The sequence below is a fragment of the Ruegeria sp. AP7 genome (assembly GCF_056539905.1).
In genome coordinates, this window is record NZ_JBQFVT010000010.1 from 42,916 (window position 1) to 65,512 (window position 22,597).

Consider the following 22,597-nt stretch of genomic DNA (forward strand, 5'->3'; position numbering starts at 1 on the left):
CGCAGCGCTGACCCGCGCTGCGGGATTGTTCATAGGCCTCATTCGTGAGGCAGGCTGCCAGAGCCGTGACCGGCCATTCCGCCAGAAACTTCCTCGGTCGATTCTTCTGCCAGCTCTTCAGGCAGGACCAGGTTCAGCACGATGGCGATCAGAGCCGCTGGCAGCAGGCCGCTTGTCATCAGAATGCGGAGCGTATCCGGCAGGTGCTGGACCGCACCAGGTTCCAGCTGCAACCCAAGACCAATCGACAGTGAGATCGCAAAGATCACCATGTTGCGGCGATTCCAATCCACGTCCGACAGCATCGAGATGCCTGCCGCAACCACCATGCCGAACATGACGATCACGCCGCCACCCAGCACTTCGATGGGTACTGTGCGAATGATCGCTCCGACCTTCGGCACGAGACCACACAGGATCAGGAACAAGGCCCCGCAGGTCACAACATGACGGCTCATGACGCCTGTCATCGCGATCAAGCCGACATTCTGGCTGAACGATGTATTCGGAAACCCGCCGAACATACCGGCGAGTGCAGTTCCAAAACCATCGGCATATGTTGCACCTTCGATTTCTTTGTCTGTCGCCTCGCGACCTGCACCACCCTTGGTGATCCCCGATACGTCACCGACGGTCTCAATGGCCGAGACGAAAGACATCAGACAGAATCCGATAATGGCCGCCAATGAGAACTCAAAGCCATATTTGAACGGGACTGGCAGTGCGAATGCAGAGGCCCGCGACCAGCTGTTGCCGATGGCTTCGAACGTCACCATGCCGACCATTAGGGCATAGACGTAGCCAACCGCCAATCCGACGAGTACGGCAGACACCGACAGCATACCACGCGCAAAGAACTTGAGGCCCAGCGTCACGACAACCACGACCAACGCCGCCGACCAGTTGAGCAGCGATCCGTATTCCGGAGTACCAATCGCAGGCACGCCACCAGCAGAATATTGAATGCCAACCTTGACCAGCGCCAAACCGATCATTGTCACGACAAGCCCGGTCACCAGCGGCGGAAGCGCAAAACGTATCTTGCCAATGAACAGGCCTAGAAAGGCGTGAAAAAGACCACCGATCAGGACGCCACCGAACAGTGCTGCCAAAGCATCCACACCCTTACCAGCGACAAGCGGGATCATGATGGGCAGAAAGGCAAAGCTTGTTCCCTGAACAATCGGCAGTGCCGCGCCAACTGGGCCCAGCGTCACAGTCTGCAACAAGGTCGCCAGACCCGCGAACAGCATCGACATTTGGATCAGGTAGAGCAGCTCAGGAAAATCGGGGGAATTGGATCCAAATCCAAACCCGGCGGCTCCGGCCACGATAATGGCCGGCGTGACGTTTGAAACAAACATCGCCAGCACATGCTGAATGCCCAGCGGTATCGCCTTGTGTAAGGCGGGCGTATAGTTCGGGTCCCGAAGCTGTTCGGGTGTCCCTATCGTAGTTTCGGCCATAATCTCATTGTCCTCCCTAAGATCCAATGGGGTTCTTACCGCTTCTTTGGCGGCTTCGTATTTGGATTCAGCGGTCGACCACCTCGTACGGAGTGCTGAACCAGTATTCTTCTAGATTTGGACCGTCCCCGATCCTATCGACGACCGCGAACAGGCCGGGCCCGTGCAGAGGAGTTAGAACCCCGTGCCAAGTGCCTCGGTGATAATTCACAACTTGCCCGGGGAGCGTGATGAAAGCCCTTGGTTGCCCGGGTTTTCCGCCCTCATCCGGTGCGACGATCACCAGAAAAGGCTGGTGAGTCATCGGAATAAAGGCCTGGCTGCCATCGGGATGACGCTCGACCATTTCCAGCCGGTAAGGCAATTCGCGCGGGTTGGCGTTAAACAGGCTAATACCGGCACGCGCCTTACCGAAATCCAGCCCAGCCCGGTCGTGATAACGGCCGCATTGGCCTTGATTGATGATCTTGTCAGGCTCACCTGAGATATCAATCAGATCGCCAAATGGCGCGAACGCTGCTGCCGAAATCGTTTCAGCGACAATCTGGGTCATGAAGGCAGCACATCGCGCAGACGGAATTCGGCGATCCGTTCGACCTGTCGGCATGCCTCTGCGAACTCGGTCTCGCGATCCTGTTCGATCCGCCGCTCAAATGCGCCCAGGATCGAGGCCTTGTTGTGGTCCCTAACGGCGATAATGAACGGAAAACCAAATTTTTCGGTGTAGCGCTGATTTAATTCGGTAAAGGTGGCTCGTTCGTCATCCGTCAGCCCATCGAGACCGGCCGAAGCCTGCTCAGACGTGCTTTCCTGTGTCAGCCGCTTGGCCTGCGCCAGTTTACCAGCAAGATCGGGGTGGGCCGTTAACACACCCAGCCGTTCCTCGTCCGAGGCGGACCGGAACATGCGGGTCAGAGCATTGTGCAATCCACCCGCCGTGTCATGTGCCGCGCCCAGTTCCAGACCATGTGCTCGCTCGGCGATCCATGCGGAATGCTCGAAGATACCTCCGTAAGCGGAGACAAATTCGTCGCGGCCCATCTGTGAAGGTTTTGGGCGCTCAGCCGGCGGGTGCATTTCAGCCCAATGTTCCGCAATCTGCAATCGCGTTGCAAACCACACATCCGAGAACCCGAGCGCGTAATCCAGAAACCGTTTCAGCGCCATGACGCGTCCCGGACGCCCGATCAAGCGACAATGAAGACCGATCGACAGCATCTTGGGTGCGCCAGCTTCGCCTTCTGCATAAAGCGCATCGAAGCTGTCTTTCAGATAAGAATAGAACTGATCCCCGGCGTTGAACCCCTGCGGTGTGGCAAAGCGCATATCGTTGCAATCCAGCGTGTAGGGAACAATCAACTGATCCCGGCCACCGGTCTGCATCCAGTATGGAAGATCATCCGCATAGGTGTCGGCGACATACGCAAAGCCACCTTCCTCGGCGACCAGACGCACGGTGTTGTCCGAACAGCGTCCGGTGTACCAGCCGCGCGGGCGTTCCCCGACAACTTCGGTATGTAGGCGGATCGCCTCGGCGATCTGGACCCGCTCCTCATCCTCGGGCATGTCCTTATGCTCGACCCATTTCAGGCCATGGCTGGCGATCTCCCACCCGGCAGATTTCATCGCGGAGACCTGATCCGGCGAGCGCGCCAGAGCTGTCGCCACGCCATAGACAGTGATCGGTAGATCTTTCATCAGGCGATGCAAGCGCCAGAACCCCGCCCGCGCACCGTATTCATAGATCGATTCCATGTTCCAGTGTCGCTGGCCCGGCCACTGCGCCGCCCCAACGATCTCAGACAAGAACGCCTCAGACGCGGCATCCCCGTGCAAAACACAATTCTCGCCACCCTCTTCGTAGTTCAACACGATCTGAACAGCCAGTTTTGCCCCACCGGGCCACGCGGCATCAGGCGGGTTGGCTCCGTATCCGATCATGTCGCGAGGGTAACGAGGCGGCTGCATAGGGTCTTCCAGTCCGATTAGGTGTTTTAACAGCTTTACCGCAGAAACGGTCCATTGATTATCAAATCAATCCGAACACTGTTTCCAGTTCTTTCGGCATTTCAACCATTTTGCTGTTTGGCCCAGACTGTGGCACACCAAAAGAAACACATAGGAGAGACCCTTGGCTGGCTATCTGACGACCCATGTTCTGGACACGGCACGCGGCTGCCCCGCTGAGGGGTTGAAAATCTCTCTTTACGAAGTGTCGGGAGATTCTCATCGCAAACTGGTCGAGATGGAGACCAACGCGGATGGTCGCACCAACAGTCCGATCCTACCGCAGGACGACTTCAAAGCCGGCACGTATGAACTGATTTTCTTTGCTGGCGATTACCTACGCGCGACGGGCCAGGACGGCGATGATCCTCTGTTTCTGGATCATGTGCCTATCCGCTTTGGTATGTCCGACCCGGATGCCCATTACCATGTGCCGCTGCTTCTATCCCCTTATGGGTATTCGACCTATCGGGGCAGCTAGACCTAGATTTCGGCGCTGCGGACCACCTTGCCGATACGATCAATCATGAAATCCATAAACAGCCGTGCCTTGGGATCTTGGTGGCGGCGATGGGTATACAGGCAAGCCATTTGAACCGGCACCGGTGGCGTTTGCATCGCCACCGGGATCAATCGTCCTGCCTTCAGATGTTCGGACACTTCGAACACAGGTTTCATAGCAATTCCCTGCCCCGACAACGCCCAATCGGTTAAAACATCGCCATCGTCGCACTCATAGCGACCTGAAACAGCGAACCGTTTCGGGCCATCGAGCGTTTCCAGCATCCACTGAAACTCTGCCGCTCCGGGGAAGCGTAGATTCAAACACTCATGTTTGCCTGAAATCAGATCCGTTCCAGATTCGGGCATCCCACAACGGCTTACGTAATCAGGGGCCGCGCATAGCACGCGCTGACAATCCGCGATCTTGCGAATGCGCAATGTGCTGTCTTCGGGCTGACCGATGAAAAAGGCCAGATCCAACCCTTCGGTGGTTAGGTCGACAGAGCGGTCTGTCAGCCTTAGACGCACATCAATCTCAGGGTATTCTGACAGAAAATCAGGCACATGAGGTGCCAGAAGACGGCGTCCGACACCCAGGGGCGCTGCGACGAACAGCGACCCGCGCGGCGCTTCGGTCAGATGTGTGACTTGCGCTTCTGCCTCATCCACCGCATCCAGAACTGCGACTGCACCGGGGTAAAATGCACGCCCTTGCTCAGTTGGAGTCAAGTTGCGTGTGGTTCGCTGGAACAGACGAACCCCGAGGTGATCTTCTAACTGCGAAATCCGCGCTGACGTCACCGCAGGTGAGATTCGCATATCGCGTCCGGCGGCTGACATACTGCCTAGATCATAAACCCGTACAAAGGTTCGAATGTTATCGAGATAGGACATCTTATCGTTTTTTTTGATACAGTTTGACAATATACGGGAATACCGAAGAAAAGCCCGTTTGCCTAGTGTGGCGATAACTTATCGGAGACCTCATCAATGTACGACTTCGCCGTGTTCTGGGATTGGATTGGTTTTGGCGTGCGCTGGCTGCACGTCATCACTGCGATCGCCTGGATCGGATCATCCTTCTATTTCATCGCGCTGGACCTTGGCCTGAACCGCGATATTCCCGGCCCGGCGGACGGCGAGGAATGGCAAGTCCATGGCGGTGGCTTTTATCACATCCAGAAATATCTTGTCGCGCCGGAGCGCATGCCTGACCACCTGACCTGGTTCAAATGGGAAAGCTACGCGACTTGGCTGAGCGGCGCCGCGCTATTAATGATCGTCTACTGGGTTGGCGGTGAGCTTTATCTGATCGATGCGCATAAAGCTGATCTGGCGCTGTGGCAGGGCATCCTTATCTCGGCTGCGTCGCTGACCATTGGCTGGCTGGTCTATGATTTTCTGTGCAAGTCTGGTCTCGGTGAACGCCCGACGCTGCTGATGGTTCTGTTGTTTGTCCTACTGGTGGCCATGGGCTGGGGTTACAACCAAATCTTCACCGGCCGTGCGATGATGCTGCATCTGGGTGCTTTCACAGCCACGATCATGACGGCGAATGTGTTCTTCATAATTATGCCAAACCAGCGCATTGTTGTGGATGACCTCAAAAACGGACGTACGCCTGATCCCAAATACGGCAAAATCGCCAAATTGCGTTCGACTCACAATAACTATCTAACCTTGCCCGTTGTGTTCCTGATGCTGTCGAATCACTACCCGCTGGCCTTTGCCACCGAGTACAATTGGATCATCGCCGCGTTGGTCTTTTTGATGGGCGTCACCATTCGCCACTATTTCAACACCCGCCATGCGCGCACCGGTAATCCAACCTGGACCTGGCTGGTGACTGCACTGCTGTTCATGGCCATCATGTGGCTGTCGACCGCTTCTATGCACGACCCGTTGGAAGAGGCCGAAGCGCAAGAGCTTACACCATATGAAAAGAAATTTGCAGCGGCGGATGGCTTTGAAGAAGCGCATGACATTGTTTTGGGGCGCTGTTCCATGTGCCACGCGCGTGAGCCTGTCTGGGAAGGCATCCTGTGGGCACCCAAAGGTGTGTTGCTAGAAACCGAGGCCGACATCGCGCAGAACGCGCAGCAGATATATCTGCAATCCGGCGTCACCCACGCAATGCCCCCCGCAAACGTCACTTACATGGAGCCCGAAGATCGCGACGCAATCATTAGGTGGTTCCAAAATGCCGATCTGTGAAAAATTGGGACACGGTCGAGCCAATAATAGCAACTGAGTTTGGTTTAGTTCTTCCCCTTGGCGTCGCCAAATGCTCTAAATGAATTCAACAAGCCGCATTTCTATTGTTTCGCGGCCATAGTGATTTCGACTTGGGGCAGTTGGAGCCAGACAATGATAGGGAGCAGACCGCGCAGCGTTCTGAGAAGCTGGCTTTTTTGCGCTCTTTTGGCATTGTCTCCAAATCTTGCATCCGCGCTGGAAACCACCCTCTCCGCTCCCGGCGCATCTAAAGATCTGATTGACCGACTGGAAGAGACCTCATCGGTTTTCACCTCAGAATCGCGTGGACTGGATACGTCGCTGGAAATCCTGTCGGCTGCTCTGTCCGACTACCGCACCATCGTTCAAATCATGTATGACGAAGGGTATTTCAGCCCCGTCGTCAGCATAAAGTTGGACGGGCAGGAAGCTGCAAACATCAACTCTTTGAATGTTCCTACCCAGTTCAAACGTGCAACGATATTGGTGACTTCAGGGCCGAAGTTCAAATTTGGCACGGCTGTCGTTCAACCATTGGCACCAGAAACCGTGCTACCCGAGGAATTTGCCACAGGCAAAACGGCCACCACCGGAGCAATCCAGCAAGCAGCATCCGCAGGAGTCCAAGGCTGGCGCGATACGGGCCACGCAAAGGCAGAGGTGTCGGACCAAAAAGTAATCGCGCGACATGCGCAGGCACGACTGGATGCCACAATTGATCTGGCACCGGGGCCAAGGCTTCGGTTCGGCAAAATGAACATCCAAGGCGACACTAACGTTCGTCATCGGTCGATCGAAAAAATTGCAGGCTTTCCCTCGGGTGAAGTTTATTCGCCAGAACAGGTACAAAAGGTTGGAACCCGGCTGCGGCGCACCGGCACGTTCAGCACGGTCTCTATAAAGGAGCATGATGAGCCCAACCCGGACGGCACTTTGGATTTCGATGCCACATTCGAAGATCTTCCCCCTCGTCGGCTGACTTTCGGGGCCGAGATCGCCTCGCGCGATGGGCTGGATTTAACTGCCACGTGGACCCATCGGAATGTATTCCGGCGGGCAGAGCGGTTAAGGTTCGAGGCTGCGATCCGCAACATTGGCGGCGCCGAGGATATCGATGGGCGCATTGGCCTGCGTCTGGATCAACCAGACCGGCTCGGCCCTGACGACAATACATTCTGGAGCGGGCTGCTGGAACGGCGAAACACCGAGAATTACAACGTCACCATCGCCTCGCTTGCCTATGGTGCCCGCCGCACATTTTCGGACCGTCTTTATGCCGAAGCCTCAGCCGGTTTCCAATGGTCAGACGCGGATGACGCCTATGGCGATGGCCGCAAGTTCCGGTACTTCATCCTGCCTTTCCGGTCTGAATGGGATGAACGGGATAGCAAGGTCAGCGCCACGCGTGGCTACTATCTGGATTCGCAGGTGATGCCCTTTGTCGGGTTCTCTGGTTCTGACACTGGCCTGAGGATGTTTTTTGACGGGCGTTACTATAACGACATAGGCACAGGCGGCCGGTTGGTGCTCGCCGGGCGCGTTCAACTTGGATCAGTCCTTGGCCCGCCGCCAGACGGTGTGACGCCGGATTTCCTGTTCTTCTCGGGCGGCGCGGGAACGGTACGCGGTCAGCCCTATGAAAGCCTCGGCATCCCAGTCGGGGACGGTGTTGCCGGCGGTAAGTCCTTTCTGGGACTGTCAGCTGAAGTTCGTGGCAAAGTCACCGACACAATCTCGTTGGTCGGCTTCTATGACTATGGCGTCGTCGACACGTCCTCGTTCATCGGCAGCGGCGCGGAAGAGCATTCTGGCGCCGGGCTGGGTATTCGCTATGATCTAGGCGGTTTCGGGCCATTGCGCTTTGACCTAGCCGTCCCAGTTCAGGGTGACACGGGCGATGGGCTGCAGTTCTACCTCGGGATCGGGCAGGCCTTCTGATGCGTCGCTTTATATATCCTCTGTTGCTGAGTTCAGCAGTGATCATCGTACCCTTCGCAGCGACCGCGCAGGACGAAGGCGGCAGCATGATCGAGCAGTTCCTGCAGGACACCCTGTCAGGTGACGATCAAAATGTGCGGGTGATTGGTCTGGAAGGCGCGCTGAGTTCACGAGCGACGATTCAGGAAATTATCGTCGCCGATGACGAAGGTGTCTGGCTGACCATCAAAAATGCTGAGCTGGATTGGAACCGGCTGGCGTTGCTGCGGGGTCGATTCTCAGTCAATACATTGTCGGCGCAAGAGATTGACATCGCCCGTGCCCCGGGCACGACGACTAAGGACACGCCGGCGCCTTCAGCTGAGACCCAACCCTTTCAACTGCCCGAGCTTCCGGTTTCCATCGAAATTGGCGAGCTTCGGGTCGATGACTTGTCTTTGGGTGAGCCATTGATCGGTATTGCGGCTGATCTTGCCGTGAATGGTAACCTCTCGCTGGCGGACGGAACGCTGGATACAAGGCTGGATATCGACCGGCTGGATCGAGCGGGTGATACGATTGATCTTAAAGCCGGATTCCAGAACGATAACAGCCAGATCGACCTGGACCTCACCGTCGCCGAAGCCTCGGGCGGGTTGATCGCAACGGCCCTGTCCATCCCCGATGCCCCGCCGCTAAGACTGACCGCAAAAGGTTCGGGGCCGGTATCAGATTTCAACGCCGATATCGGGCTGAGCAGCGATCAACAGCTTCGCGTATCTGGCCAAGTTCGACTGCGGACAGCCGAAGAGAATGGCACTGCATCCGATGGGATTGCATTTACTGCCGATGTCGGCGGCGACCTGACTCCGTTCCTGGCCCAAGAGATGGACACGTTTTTTGGCACAGACACGAGGCTTTTCGTGGACGGGCGCACCCATTCCGATGGCGCGCTGGACATCTCGGAAATTGAGATCACCTCAGAAGCATTGGAACTGAAAAGCGAGGTGAGCCTTGCCTCGGGCGGTGCATTGCAACTGGTTGCCCTTCAAGGCCGCATCACGCCTCCAGAAGGCGACAAAGTTGTTCTGCCCGTCAGTGGCGGCGACACGTCCATTGGCGCGGCGCAGATTTCGGCCTTGTACAACTCCAAAAACGGTAACTATTGGGATCTGAGCCTGACAACTGACAACGTTGAGACCCCCAATCTGAATATTGATCACGCCAGAATTACTGGGCAGGGCACCTTGGATCAGTCCAGCGGCTTATCGATGGATGGAGACGTCCAGGCCGTGCTTGATGGCATCGATTTGACTGACCCAGCGCTGAAAGCTGCCGTTGGGGATCAGATCACGCTGGATGGACGGTTCGATTATGGCAGTGACCAGTCCTTACAACTGACCGGTTTCGAACTGGTTGGAAGCGACTATACCCTTGAAACCGATGCCGTGATCAGCGGGCTTGAGACAGGGTTGCAGGTTGATGGCGCGGCACTGCTGCAGGCCACCGACCTATCGAGGTTTTCGAACCTCGCACAGCTGCAGCTAGGTGGCGAAGCTTCGATCAAAGTCGAAGGCAAAGGCTCACCGCTGGAACGCAGCTTTGATGGCAAGCTAACAGTAAACGGGCGCGATTTGGTTACTGGCCGCGACGATATCGACCCAATGATCACCGGTAAAACCGACATTGTGTTAGATGCCAAACGCGGAACCGATGGCGTGTCCATACGGGAGCTTTCGATCAGTGGTGATGCACTGACTGCTCAGGCCAGCGGTACGGTCACGACCCTTGATGGCAACATGACGATCGATGGGCAGGCCAACGTCAACGCCCCCGATCTGAAGGTATTCTCGGGCCTCGCTAAGCGTGATCTCTCCGGTGCGGTGCAGGCCCGGCTGGATGGCAAGGGCACCGTACAAACACTGGAGTTTGACGGCCAGGCCAGCGTAATCGGAACAAATATCGAAACAGGGATGAGTGAGTTCGATCCGCTGTTGAGAGGCCGGGTATCGATCAATCTGGACGGCGCACATTCCGGCGATCAGGTCGTCGTCCGAAATGCTACAATCAAAAGCGCCGCGTTGACCGCCGAGGTCGGTGCTACGATTAATGATCCTATCGGCGACATTGCCGTAGACGGCAGTGCCAAGGTAACGGCACCGGATTTGTCAGTGTTCTCAGGCCTCGTCGGGCGCGACCTGACGGGATCAATCAATGCTGATGTCACAGGCAGAGCCGCGCAAGGTAGCAAGACTTTTGAGATCATTGGCAACCTCAGCGCGGATGATCTTGGAACAGGTATAAACGTGATCGATGCGCTTGTTCAGGGCAGAACAACGCTAAACGTGGATGCCGCAAACGACGATCAAGGTCTTAACATCCGCACGTTCAATCTGAACGGAACAGCCCTGACTGCAGATGCATCGGGACGATTGGACCGTGAAGCAGGTGGCCTGAATTTCTCGGCCATGCTGGACAATGTGGGTCGGGTCTCGCCTACTCTGTCCGGCCCGCTAAAACTTGATGGCAATGTCGCCCCGACCGGGTCTGGCCTTGAGGGCAACGCCCGCTTGCAAGGACCTGAGAGCTCTTATGCCGACTTGTCGGGAACCGTTGACACCAATGGTTCAGCCGACTTTGATTTTGAGGCCAAAATCAATCGGCTCGAACGTCTGATCCCCGATTTCCCTGGAACCCTGTCTGCCAATGGAAATGCTCGTCGTGATGCAGGCAAGTGGACTATCGACGCCAAAGCCGACGGCCCCGCCGAGATTAACACTACGGTCGCGGGTACCTTTGATGAAAGTAGCGGCGAGGCAGACTTGAAGATGCAAGGCGGTATCAACATAGGTATCGCCAATGCGTTTATTTCACCCAATAGCCTGGCAGGTAAAGCTCGGTTCGATCTAGCCCTGAAAGGGGCGCCTGCACTGGATGCGCTCAGCGGAACGATTTCAACATCCGGCGCATCAATGGCGTTGCCAGATGTGGGGCAAACGATCACCGATATCGGCGGAACGGTCAACATCGTGCAAACCCGTGCAACTGTTGCACTGCAGGGTGGCCTGCGGGCAGGAGGAGGATTCACCGTCAACGGACCGGTCGATTTGGCCACGCCCTTCAACGCCCAGATCACCACGAAGCTCAATAATCTCGTTCTGACAGACAGGCTTTTGTATGAGACCACATTGAACGGCCAGATTGCCCTGACCGGGGCATTGGCTGGAAACAGTGCTCTGGCCGGTCAGATAAACTTTGGTGAAACTAACATAAACCTTGCCGCAGCGGCAGGCGCAGTTGGCGCAGCACCAATCCCAACAATCGACCATATTAACGAAAGCCGTGCCGGTTTTGTGACGCGGGAACGTGCCAATCTGGTCGAAACCGAAGACAAAGCCAAAAGCAACTCGCGCATGTCATTGGACATCGGCCTGCTTGCCCCCAAAGCCGTGTTTGTTCGAGGCCGAGGTGTCAACGCCGAATTGGGAGGGCGCATTCAAATTGGCGGAACCACCACATCCGTCGTCCCCTCGGGTCAGATTGAATTGATCCGGGGTAACATCGACATTCTGGGCCGTCGTCTTGCGCTGACCAAGGGTCTGGTGACACTGCAAGGTGACCTGACCCCCTATATCGAGTTTGAATCTTCGACCAGCACCTCGGACGGTACAGCCACCATTGAGATCGCAGGTCCTCTGGATTCGCCCGAAGTGGACGTGTTCTCAGACCCCGAACGCCCGACCGAAGAAGCACTGGCCATGCTGCTGTTCGGCAACCGTTTTTCGGAGTTGTCGCCTTTTGTGATCGCGCAGATGGCGGCTTCACTGGCCCAGCTCAGCGGCGCGGGTGGGGATGCAACCAAGGGCGTGCGCGAGGCTACGGGGCTTGACACTGTAGACCTTGGCGCAACGGAAGGCGGCGGTGGCAGCCTAGGGGCAGGCGCATATCTAAGCGACAACCTCTACACCGATTTCACCGTCAATACCGAAGGCGATACCGAAGTGAATTTGAACCTAGACGTCACCGACAGCTTTACAGTGCGTGGTACGGTGGATGGCCGGGGTGAGACGGGGTTGGGTATATTCTTCGAACGGGATTACTGATCACAAAAAAGGGCGACCTCAAATGAGCCGCCCTTTCTAAGAGTACGTGAAGTTTATTCCGCCGCGATGGCGTCTTCGATCTTTTCGACACGAATGGCCGAGAATTTAAACTCGGGGATCTTGCCGTATGGGTCGATGGCCGAGTTGGTCAGGATATTCGCCGCCGCCTCGACATAGGCGAATGGTATAAACACCATATCCTCGGCAATCGCTCGGTCAGCTCGCACCATGATTTCAATCGAACCGCGGCGAGTAGTCAGACGGATCATCTCGCCCGGCTCAATCCCCATCAGTTTCAACGTACGCGGGTTCATCGAGCAGTTCGCTTCAGGTTCTACGGCGTCCAAAACAGTGGCCCGGCGGGTCATCGACCCGGTGTGCCAGTGTTCCAGCTGCCGGCCCGTGGTGGCGATCATCGGGTACTCGTCATCCGGCGCCTCATCCGGCGGAATGACGCTGGCCGGGGTGAACCGGGCCCGGCCATCTGCGCGCGGGAACCCGTCACCGAACACGATGGCCTGTCCCGGATCGGTTTCGCTGAGCGAAGGATAGGTGATGGTCTCGGTCTCCAACCTTTCCCAAGTGATATTGTCGAGCGAGGCCATGGTCAGCTTCATCTCGGCAAAGACCTGGGACACATCCGTGTACTCCCAGTTCAGACCTATGCGCTGCGCAAGCTCGACAGTGATCTTCCAATCCTCGCGCGCCTCACCCGGAGGCGTCACAGCAGGACGCACACGTTGTACCTGACGGTTGGTGTTGGACACGGTGCCGTTCTTCTCATAGAGCGCCGAGGCGGGCAGGATGATGTCGGCATAGTTCGCTGTTTCGGTCAGGAAGATATCCTGCACGATCATCAGCTCCAGCTTGGCCAGAGCATCACGCGCGTGGCCTACATCCGGGTCAGACATGGCAGGGTTTTCACCCTGAATGTACATACCTTTGATGTTGCCCCCATAGGCCTGATCGATGATCTCGGTTACCGTCAGGCCCTTCTCGTTCGAGAAGTCGCGTTCATCGTTCCAAACATTGTTGAACTTGGCCCGGATGCTGTCATCGGTGACTGACTGATAATCCGGCAGGAACATCGGGATCAGACCCGCATCTGAGGCGCCCTGAACGTTGTTTTGGCCCCGCAACGGGTGAAGACCCGCGCCCGGCTTGCCAACGTTACCGGTCATCAAGGCCAGCGAGATCAGGCAGCGCGAATTATCGGTTCCGTGGATGTGCTGGCTGACGCCCATACCCCAAAAGATCAGACCGGCCTTGGCTTGTGCAAAGGTGCGCGCCACTCGGCGCAGTTGATCTGGTTCAATACCACAGATCTGCGACATCGCTTCGGGCGTGAACTGGCGCAGATGCTCTTTCTCGGCTTCCCAGTTCTCAGTCCAGCGGTGGATATACTGGCTGTCATAGAGCTCCTCTTCCACGATCACATTCATGATCGCGTTGAGCATCGAGACGTCCGCTCCCGGACGGAATTGCAGCATTTCATCAGCAAATTTACGCATGCCGACGCCGCGTGGGTCCATCACGATCAGCTTGCCGCCACGTTTGGTGAACTGCTTGAAGTAAGTCGCGGCTACGGGGTGGTTCTCGATCGGGTTGGCCCCGATGATGATCGCCACATCCGCGTTTTCGATCTCGTTGAAGGTCGCAGTAACAGCGCCGGAGCCGACGTTTTCGATCAGGGCCGCAACCGACGACGCATGGCACAGGCGGGTGCAGTGGTCGACATTGTTGTGGCGGAAGCCCTGACGGATGAACTTTTGGAACAGATACGCCTCTTCATTGGTGCACTTGGCCGAACCAAAGCCCGCAACACTGCGCGGGTCTTCCTCGCGCAGGGCTTTCAACTTGGTGGCGGCCAGATCCATCGCCTCTTCCCAAGTCGCTTCGCGGAAATGAGTTGATAGGTTGCCGGGATCGACATTCAGGCCCTTCTCAGGCGCATCTTCACGACGGATCAGCGGCTTGGTCAGGCGATGCGGATGGTGGATATAGTCGAAACCAAAGCGGCCTTTGACGCACAGACGGCCTTCGTTTGCGGGACCGTTGATGCCCTCGACATATTTGACCTTGCCGTCTTTGACCTTCAGCGAGACCTTACAGCCGACGCCGCAGAACGGGCAGACGCTTTCGGTTTCACTGTCGTAATCCTTGCTGTCACCCTGCTGGTTCTCATCCAGAATAGTGGCGGGCATCAATGCACCGGTCGGGCAGGCCTGCACGCATTCACCACAAGCCACACAGGTCGAAGCACCCATCGGGTCGTTCTGGTCGAACACCACCTGCGCTGTGTGGCCACGTCCGGCCATACCAATCACATCGTTGACCTGCACGTCGCGGCAGGCCCGGACGCAGAGGTTGCAGTTGATGCAAGCGTCCAGATTGACGCGCATCGCAACGTGGCTGTCATCCAACAGCGGGATTTTCTCGGCCTCTTTCGCCGGGAAACGGCTGTCGCTGACATGGTTCAGCTTGGCCATATCCCAGAAGTGGCTGGAGGTGTCGTGTGCTTCCTCAGGCTGATCCGCGACCAACAGTTCCATGACCATGGCGCGCGATTTCTCGGCCCGATCACTGTCGGTCTTCACGACCATACCGTCCGCCGCCGGGCGGATGCAGGAGGCAACCAGCGTGCGCTCGCCTTCCACCTCGACCATGCAGGCACGGCAATTGCCGTCGGGTTTGTAACCGGGTTGCGGCTTGTGACACAGGTGCGGGATTGTGAACCCCTGCCCCTTGGCGGCTTCCCAGATGGTCCAGCCCTCGGGCACGGTGACATCTTCGCCATTCAGGTTGAAGGTGACGGTCTTGTTTGGGCTTGCATCAAGCATGGCTGTCTCCCTCAGATTTCGTCAGCGAAATGTTTCATGACCAGGCGGATCGGGTTCGGGGCCGCCTGCCCCAGACCGCAGATCGAGGCATCGCCCATGACCTGACACAGGTCTTCCAGCAGGTCCTGATCCCATTTTTCGGCTTGCATCAGCTTGACCGCCTTTTCGCAGCCTGCACGGCAGGGCGTGCACTGGCCGCAGCTTTCGTCTTCGAAGAAGCGCAACATGTTCAGCGCCGCATCGCGCGCGGTGTCCTGATCGGACAGAACCACCACAGCGGCAGAGCCGATGAAGGTGCCGTGCGGTTGCAGCGTGTCGAAGTCCAATGGGATATCGTCCATCGACGCGGGCAACAGGCCCGAGGATGGACCACCTGGCTGATAAGCCTTGAAGGTCTGCCCTTCGGCCATACCACCAGCAGCTTCGATCACATCCAAAATGGTCGAGCCAGCAGGCAGAAGGTAAACACCCGGCTTCGCGACCCGCCCCGAGACCGAATAGCTACGCAAACCCTTGCGACCATTCTTTTCGGTGCTGTTAAGGCATTCAGGCCCTTCACGGCAAACTTTGGTCACCCAATAGAGGGTCTCGACATTGTGCACCAAGGTCGGGCGGTTAAAGACCCCAACCTGCGCCACGAACGGAGGACGGTGACGCGGCAGGCCCTTTTTACCTTCGATCGACTCGATCATCGCGGATTCTTCACCGCAGATATAAGCTCCGGCGCCGCGGCGCAGATCGATATAGCCGGGCTCAACAATCCCGGCCTGTTCCAGCGCGGCAATCTCACGGCGTAGGATTTCCAGAACCGCCGGGTATTCGTCACGCATGTAGATAAAGCACGTCTCGGCCTCGACTGCCCATGCGGCGATCAGCATACCTTCGAGGAAGACATGCGGTGTACGCTCCAAGTAGTAGCGGTCTTTGAACGTACCGGGCTCGCCCTCATCCCCGTTTACAGCCAGATAGCGCGGACCTTCGTTCATGCGAACAAAGCCCCATTTCTTGCCGGATGGGAAGCCAGCGCCACCCAAACCACGCAGGCCCGAGGACAGAACGTCTTCCTGCACCTTCTCCCAGTCACCGCCGTCGCGGAGCTCATTCAGCTTGGCGTAGCCGCCATTAGCTTCATAAGCGGCAAAGGCTTCGTAGTCGGGCAGATGCGCATGCGTGTCTTCGGTCGCAATCGCCGCCTGTACTTTTTCAGGGGTCGCATGATCGATATGATTGTGACCGATCTCAAGAACAGGCGCGGTGTCACAACGGCCCATACAAGGTGCGCGAACAACGCGGACCTCTGCCGGGTCAAGACCATCTTCAAGCGCCTTTTGAAGTTGCTGGGCACCGGCCATTTCACACGAAAGAGAATCACATACCCGGATCGTCAGCGCGGGCGGAGGCGTCTCGCCTTCCTTCACCACGTCGAAATGCGCATAGAAGGTGGCCGTCTCATAAATCTCAGCCTGCCCGATCCGCATCTCAACCGCCAAGGCGGCAATGTGGTCGGCGCTGATATGGCCGTGTTCGTCCTGAATCAAATGCAGAAATTCGATCAGCAGGTCACGACGGCGCGGGTGGTCGCCCAGCAGACGCGCGATTTCAGCCTGCGCCTCATCCGTGAATTGACGGCCTTTAGGTGTGTGCCGCCCTTTGCCTTTACCTGACTTCCAGACGCCCTTGGGTGCGCCTGATGGCTTGGTATCTAATGGTGCCATGATGCCCTCCGATTAAGGCTCCGTGTCTCATCAGACTAGCATATCGTCAAATCGCATATCCCAATCGTACGATAACGACAGATTATCACCTTAACGACGCCACCACATAACGTAATGCGCCAACCGTGGGCAATTCCGGGTCGCGAGTCAGGGTCGCCAGACAAATTGGCTTGCTAACCACCGGGTCGACCAGAGGCAGCACTTTGGTATCTTTCAGATCCCCTAGCGCCCGCACCAGCACGCGCGGGATCACTGTGGCAGCCAGCCCCTCGCGCGCCATAACCATCGAGGCGGTGAACCCACTGGTCTCGGCCACTATATCCGGGTGCAAGCCCTGTTCGGCAAAGATCCGGTCTAGAATTCGCCGGTTTTGCATCTGAGGCTCCAACAGGCTGAGCGGGAACTCGGCCACGCGCGCCCATGGGATAGGGCCTGTCTCATCGGTCATATGCGAAGGAACCAACAGGACGTAGGTTTCTTCGTAAAGCGGCTGCACCTGCCGCAAGTCGGTGCCGATGCTGTCGCCATAGGTAATACCCGCGTCCAGACTGCCTTCGTCCAACCGGTGTTGGATCGCGGTCGCGGACATGGTCTCGATCCGGGTCACGATACGCGGGTGGGCGTCGCGCAACCGCTTGGTCAGTCGTCCGGTGAAGGCAATCGCCGTAGGGATCACGCCCAGAATAAGCGTGCCGGTGATCTCACCCTTGGCAGCCAACACCTGCTGTTCCAAAGCTTTGGTGTCATCGAGAATGCGTCGCGCCCGCTGAACGATCATCTCGCCCTCTTCGGTCAGGCCCTGAAACCGATTGGCGCGCCGGACAATAGAGACACCCAATCGATCCTCGAGATTTCGGATGCGCATTGAGAACGCAGGCTGGGAAATGCCGCACTCCTCAGCCGCTTTTGCGAAATGACGGTGCCGCGCCAAGGCGCTGAGCAGTTGGAGGTCGCGGATTTCGATCATTTAGAGGTATCTCAAACGGCGGGCTAGAAAGCTATTTAGCAAGGTTTTCAATGCTTAGGAACGCATGATCTGACTGGCATTTCCGCGCAGCGCGAGCATGCAAGGCAGTGTACCAGTAAGCGGATCTACTGAGATATTATCTGAATGCCAGAGAAGCGGATAAAGTTGCCGTTCGCTGCGGCTGGGTCGACTACTGCTTTAGGCGGTCATTTAGTCAATCGCTGGCATGGTTGTCTAAATTGAATTTGATGGAGCTATCTGTGCCTATGTGCAAAGTCTGCCTCTAAACACGATACAACCTTTGCCGGCACGTCGGGGAACTTATTTTCAAATGCCTTTACTATCTGCTCGCGCCAATCAAACGCTGGCCGCGAGTCGCCCTTGTTTCGAGTTTGCAGCAAAAAAGCTTTCTCTAGGTTGCGGAAGTCGTCAGAGATGCCTTCGAGTGCCGCCAACAACACCTTAGATTTGCTGTCACCGCAGTGCTCTTCGACATCAACCCAACGTTGGGAACGCCAGAACAAATATCCCGGATTTTGACCGCTTGTTTTCAATGAACTCCGACTTGAATACTTGCAGACTTCCAAAGCCTTTGACAGTTCTTCAGTGGAATAGGCAGGTTCTTTTTCCTCTTCGGTCATTTTAGTGTGTCCAAAATAATCGATACTGTTTTTGAATCCTTGAAACATCGCTCAAAACTCGCTTGCGTCAAAGGTTTTCTGTTCGGCTGAATAGACTGCCGTTAGTGTGCCCTGTTAAATCCAGTATATTTGCTCTCAATGCAGTCCCTGCCTCTGATGTGCGAAAAATCACGCAGAAAGCGTCGCAGTCTATGTATTAAATAGAAAATGCATCACATCGCCGTCCTTGACGATGTAGCCTTTACCTTCGGCTCGCATCTTGCCCGCTTCTTTCGCGCCCTGTTCCCCATTGGCGGCGATATAGTCATCATAAGCGATGGTCTCGGCGCGGATGAAGCCTTTCTCGAAATCGCCGTGGATCACGCCAGCCGCCTGTGGTGCGGCGGTGCCGGTGCGGATGGTCCAGGCGCGGGCCTCTTTCGGGCCTACGGTGAAATAGGTTTCCAGCTTGAGCAGATCGTAACCAGCGCGGATCAGGCGGTCGAGGCCGGGTTCTTCTAGCCCCATTTCCTCAAGGAACATCTGCGCTTCCTCGTCTTCCAGCAGGCTGATCTCTTCTTCGATCTTAGCACTGATGATGACATGGGCATTGCCCTGCGCAGCGGCCATCTCGGCAACCTTGGCGGAATACTCATTACCTTCGGCGGCTTCTTCCTCGGACACGTTGCAGACGTAGAGCACCGGCTTAGTCGTCAGAAGCTGCAACATCTTCCAGGCTTTGGCGTCTTCGTCCGAGACTTCGACCAATCGCGCGGGCTTGCCGTTTTCCAGCATCAACTGTGCCTCGGCCAGCAGGCGATCCTGCTGCTGCGCCTCTTTGTCGTTCCCCTTCAGCTTGCGCACCAGATTGGCACGGCGCTTTTCAATACTTTCCAGATCGGCCAGCATAAGCTCGGTTTCGATCGTGTCCGCATCCGCCACGGGATCGACACGACCATCCACATGGGTCACATCACCATCCTCAAAACAGCGCAGAACATGAGCAATCGCATCGGTCTCACGGATATTTGCCAGGAATTGGTTGCCAAGTCCTTCGCCCTTTGATGCGCCTTTTACCAGACCGGCGATATCTACAAAGGTCATGCGCGTTGGAATGATCTGTTTAGAACTGGCGATCGCCGCCAATTTGTCCAGGCGATCATCAGGAACAGCAACATCACCCACGTTGGGTTCGATGGTACAGAATGGGAAATTCGCCGCCTGGGCTGCCGCAGTTTTTGTCAGCGCATTGAAGAGGGTCGACTTGCCCACATTCGGCAAACCCACGATTCCCATTTTAAAGCCCATGACGGCCTCCTGATACCATTCGAGCGCCGCTTCTAGGCAGGTCTAGCGCAATGCGCAAGGCGTAGCACTCCCTCCCACCTCCGAGTCTGATCTGCTACATCACGAAATTGGCATGACATTGTGTTCTTGCCCTCATTGAATTCATGCACATACAGTCCCCAATAAAACTAATACCAACGAACGACGGACATAGTAGGTACGATGAAACCCCTTGTTATTCTGGCCTTCGCGCTGGCGGCGGCGACTTCTGCGCAGGCACAATCCATCATTTTCGGCGCTGGCTACGCAGATTACTCCCACAGCGACGGAGACGATCAGGCCATTTTTTCGCTTGAGTATCAGCATCGCCCGTTTCACGAGGCAACTCGGTTCAGCGCAACATGGGGCGGAGCTCTCTCGGTTGATACAGACGGAGACACGCATATTGGTGCCGGATTAATCGGAGTGTATAGCTTTGCCGACCGATGGTTTATCGAAGGCAGCGTCATGCCCGGCTACTATAGCGAAGGAAGCGATCAGAATGATTTGGGAGGCCGTTTTCAGATTCGCAGCCTGTTGGGTCTTGGTTATACGCTTGAAAGTGGGAACAAACTGTCGGTTGCCATCACGCACAAATCCAATGCTAGTACGCAGGGCGATAACCCCGGTGTGAACTCACTACTGCTGCGGTATCATTACTCGTTCTGATCTCTAGTCCACCAAGCGGGATTGATTTTCAGCGAAAGTTTCTGCACATCAGGTCCAAACCCGAGTGCAAGGACTTCCGATGACCCGTATCGACGCCAAATTCGCCGCTCTGAAAGAACAGGGCAAAAAGGCATTTGTAGCTTATGTCATGGCCGGGGATCCCGACTATGAAACGTCGCTGGAGGTCGTAAAGGGTTTGCCCGGCGCAGGCGTCGATGTGATCGAACTGGGCCTGCCCTTTACCGACCCGATGGCGGATGGCCCCACCATCCAGGCCGCTGGTCAACGGGCGTTGGATGGCGGGATGACGTTGCAGCGCACGCTGGATATGGCACGCGCTTTCCGCGAAACCGATGATACCACGCCGATTGTGCTGATGGGATACTACAACCCGATCTACAGCCGTGGAGTCGATGTCTTTCTGGAAGATGCCAAATCCGCCGGAATCGACGGGCTCATTGTCGTCGACCTGCCACCTGAAGAAGACGAAGAGCTTTGCCTGCCAGCACAGGCTGCCGGGTTGAACTTTATCAGGCTGGCAACACCGACAACCGACGATAACCGCCTACCTCGCGTGCTGCAGAACACGTCTGGCTTTGTTTATTACGTGTCGATTACCGGCATCACCGGCGCTGCTGAGGCGCAGGCGACCGATGTCGGACCCGAGGTTGCACGGATCAAAGCCGCAACCGATTTACCGGTCATTGTCGGGTTCGGGATCAATACGCCAGAGAAGTCACGCAACATTGCCAGCGTGTCAGATGGCGCCGTTGTCGGGTCCGCAATAGTCAGCCAAATCGGGTCTGGAAAACCAGTGACTGAGGTGTTGGACTTCGTCAAATCACTTGCTGACGGCGCGCACACCGCCTGATAACTTATGATATTTCAAATCGGTATCCACCGCAGCAGGCGTTCAACTTGCTGCGGTATTTTTCTTTTTTAACCACGCGGCAACCAACCGCAGTTGATCACCATTGCAGGGCGATAGAAAAATTGGTAAAGAAACTTAACCAATCCTGCGGAAGCCAGATCCATGCCGACAATTACCAATATTGAAGATCTCAAACGGATCTATGAACGCCGGGTTCCACGCATGTTTTTTGACTATGCGGAAAGCGGCAGTTGGACGGAACAAACATTCCGCGAGAACACCTCGGATTTCGAAGACATCCGCCTGCGTCAGCGGGTGGCCGTAGATATGACCGGGCGCTCGACCGCGTCGCAGATGATCGGACAGGATGTGTCGATGCCGGTGGCACTGGCTCCGGTAGGTCTCACAGGCATGCAACACGCAGATGGTGAGATCAAAGCGGCCAAAGCTGCCGAGGCCTTTGGCGTGCCCTTCACCCTTTCGACGATGTCAATCAACTCGATCGAAGATGTTGCTGAAAACACGACCGCTCCGTTCTGGTTCCAACTCTATACAATGAAGGATCAAGACTACGTCGGGCGACTAATCCAGCGCGCGAAGGATGCGAAATGCTCAGCCTTGGTGATCACGCTCGACCTGCAAATCCTCGGTCAGCGACACAAGGACTTGAAGAATGGCCTCTCCGCCCCTCCAAAGCTGACCCCCAAAACCATTGCCAACCTGATGACAAAATGGGCCTGGGGTATCGAAATGCTGGGCGCCAAGCGCCGGGAATTCGGTAACATCGTCGGTCATGTCGACAGCATCACCGATACCCGCTCACTGGGAACATGGACTGCTGAACAGTTCGATCCCAGCCTCGACTGGGGCAAGGTTGAGAAGCTGATGGAACAGTGGGGCGGCAAAGTAATCCTCAAGGGTATATTGGACGCCGAAGACGCAAAGATGGCCGCCAAGCTGGGTGCGGACGCCATCGTCGTATCAAATCACGGCGGGCGACAGCTGGACGGTGCGCTCAGTTCAATCCGGGTTCTGCCTGAGATCATGGATGCCGTTGGCAATGATGTCGAAGTGCATCTGGATAGCGGCATTCGTTCGGGGCAAGACGTGCTAAAGGCTCTGGCGCTTGGGGCCAAAGGAACCTTCATAGGCCGCGCCTTTGTTTATGGGCTGGGTGCGATGGGTCAGAAGGGTGTGACGACGGCTTTGGAGGTAATCCAGAAAGAGCTCGATACGACGATGGCACTTTGCGGTGAGCGCAACGTGGCTGATCTGGGGCGCCACAATCTTCTGGTCCCGGAAGACTTCGGCGGCCGCTGGCAGGCCTGATCCTCGACTTACCAAAAAAAGGGGGCGC

The 22,597-nt window shown here is 56.5% G+C and carries 16 protein-coding genes; 7 read left to right on the forward strand and 9 right to left on the reverse strand.

Annotation, left to right across the window (positions count from 1 at the left end; all coding sequences use genetic code 11):
- Window positions 1–38: 38 nt before the first annotated feature.
- From ACR0KN_RS16500 to puuE, 3 genes are all read right to left on the reverse strand, one after another.
- Window positions 39–1,466 (reverse strand): nucleobase:cation symporter-2 family protein, encoded by a 1,428-nt coding sequence (locus ACR0KN_RS16500; RefSeq protein ID WP_170477434.1) that lies wholly within the window; start codon window positions 1,464–1,466, stop codon window positions 39–41.
- A 67-nt stretch (window positions 1,467–1,533) separates the two neighbouring features.
- Complete coding sequence (locus tag ACR0KN_RS16505) at window positions 1,534–2,019, reverse strand: ureidoglycolate lyase (RefSeq protein WP_480655070.1); 486 nt, start codon at window positions 2,017–2,019, stop codon at window positions 1,534–1,536.
- The gene (gene puuE, locus ACR0KN_RS16510) at window positions 2,016–3,434 is read right to left on the reverse strand and encodes an allantoinase PuuE (protein WP_480655072.1); all 1,419 of its coding nucleotides are present in this window, start codon (window positions 3,432–3,434) and stop codon (window positions 2,016–2,018) included. The genes ACR0KN_RS16505 and puuE overlap by 4 nt, the downstream gene beginning before the upstream one ends.
- 163 nt (window positions 3,435–3,597) lie before the next feature.
- Here puuE and uraH point away from each other — a divergent pair, with 163 nt between their 5' ends.
- Entirely contained in the window at window positions 3,598–3,954 is a 357-nt protein-coding gene (uraH, locus tag ACR0KN_RS16515; protein WP_480655074.1) for a hydroxyisourate hydrolase, read from the forward strand.
- 2 nt (window positions 3,955–3,956) lie between these two features.
- Here the strand turns inward: uraH and ACR0KN_RS16520 are convergent, their stop codons facing one another.
- Window positions 3,957–4,871, reverse strand: coding sequence for a LysR family transcriptional regulator (locus tag ACR0KN_RS16520; protein ID WP_480655076.1), 915 nt, complete (start codon window positions 4,869–4,871; stop codon window positions 3,957–3,959).
- A 96-nt stretch (window positions 4,872–4,967) separates the two neighbouring features.
- Between ACR0KN_RS16520 and ACR0KN_RS16525 the strand changes: the two genes are divergently transcribed.
- The 3 genes from ACR0KN_RS16525 to ACR0KN_RS16535 all read left to right on the forward strand — a co-directional run bounded on the left by ACR0KN_RS16525 (window position 4,968) and on the right by ACR0KN_RS16535 (window position 12,232).
- Window positions 4,968–6,191, forward strand: coding sequence for a urate hydroxylase PuuD (locus ACR0KN_RS16525; protein WP_480655078.1), 1,224 nt, complete (start codon window positions 4,968–4,970; stop codon window positions 6,189–6,191).
- 153 nt (window positions 6,192–6,344) lie between these two features.
- The gene (locus ACR0KN_RS16530) at window positions 6,345–8,150 is read left to right on the forward strand and encodes an autotransporter assembly complex protein TamA (protein ID WP_480655080.1); all 1,806 of its coding nucleotides are present in this window, start codon (window positions 6,345–6,347) and stop codon (window positions 8,148–8,150) included.
- Complete coding sequence (locus ACR0KN_RS16535) at window positions 8,150–12,232, forward strand: translocation/assembly module TamB domain-containing protein (RefSeq protein ID WP_480655082.1); 4,083 nt, start codon at window positions 8,150–8,152, stop codon at window positions 12,230–12,232. The genes ACR0KN_RS16530 and ACR0KN_RS16535 overlap by 1 nt, the downstream gene beginning before the upstream one ends.
- 53 nt (window positions 12,233–12,285) lie before the next feature.
- Here the strand turns inward: ACR0KN_RS16535 and fdhF are convergent, their stop codons facing one another.
- The 5 genes from fdhF to ychF form a co-directional block, all read right to left on the reverse strand.
- Entirely contained in the window at window positions 12,286–15,072 is a 2,787-nt protein-coding gene (gene fdhF / locus ACR0KN_RS16540) for a formate dehydrogenase subunit alpha (RefSeq protein ID WP_480655084.1), read from the reverse strand.
- An 11-nt stretch (window positions 15,073–15,083) separates the two neighbouring features.
- Window positions 15,084–16,787, reverse strand: coding sequence for an NAD(P)H-dependent oxidoreductase subunit E (locus ACR0KN_RS16545; RefSeq protein ID WP_480609296.1), 1,704 nt, complete (start codon window positions 16,785–16,787; stop codon window positions 15,084–15,086).
- 85 nt (window positions 16,788–16,872) lie between these two features.
- The gene (locus ACR0KN_RS16550) at window positions 16,873–17,754 is read right to left on the reverse strand and encodes a LysR family transcriptional regulator (RefSeq protein ID WP_480655086.1); all 882 of its coding nucleotides are present in this window, start codon (window positions 17,752–17,754) and stop codon (window positions 16,873–16,875) included.
- A 254-nt stretch (window positions 17,755–18,008) separates the two neighbouring features.
- Window positions 18,009–18,395 (reverse strand): hypothetical protein, encoded by a 387-nt coding sequence (locus tag ACR0KN_RS16555; protein WP_480655088.1) that lies wholly within the window; start codon window positions 18,393–18,395, stop codon window positions 18,009–18,011.
- Window positions 18,396–18,584: 189 nt separating this feature from the next.
- On the reverse strand, window positions 18,585–19,682 hold the full coding sequence (gene ychF / locus ACR0KN_RS16560) for a redox-regulated ATPase YchF (RefSeq protein ID WP_480456787.1): 1,098 nt from the start codon (window positions 19,680–19,682) through the stop codon (window positions 18,585–18,587).
- A 201-nt stretch (window positions 19,683–19,883) separates the two neighbouring features.
- Here ychF and ACR0KN_RS16565 point away from each other — a divergent pair, with 201 nt between their 5' ends.
- From ACR0KN_RS16565 to ACR0KN_RS16575, 3 genes are all read left to right on the forward strand, one after another.
- Window positions 19,884–20,369: an acyloxyacyl hydrolase gene (locus ACR0KN_RS16565; protein ID WP_480655090.1), complete on the forward strand. Its 486-nt coding sequence runs from the start codon at window positions 19,884–19,886 to the stop codon at window positions 20,367–20,369.
- Between the two features lie 79 nt (window positions 20,370–20,448).
- Window positions 20,449–21,240, forward strand: a complete 792-nt coding sequence (trpA, locus tag ACR0KN_RS16570; RefSeq protein WP_480655092.1) for a tryptophan synthase subunit alpha — start codon at window positions 20,449–20,451, stop codon at window positions 21,238–21,240.
- A gap of 162 nt (window positions 21,241–21,402) precedes the next feature.
- Window positions 21,403–22,569, forward strand: coding sequence for an alpha-hydroxy acid oxidase (locus tag ACR0KN_RS16575; protein ID WP_170477489.1), 1,167 nt, complete (start codon window positions 21,403–21,405; stop codon window positions 22,567–22,569).
- Window positions 22,570–22,597: the final 28 nt, after the last annotated feature.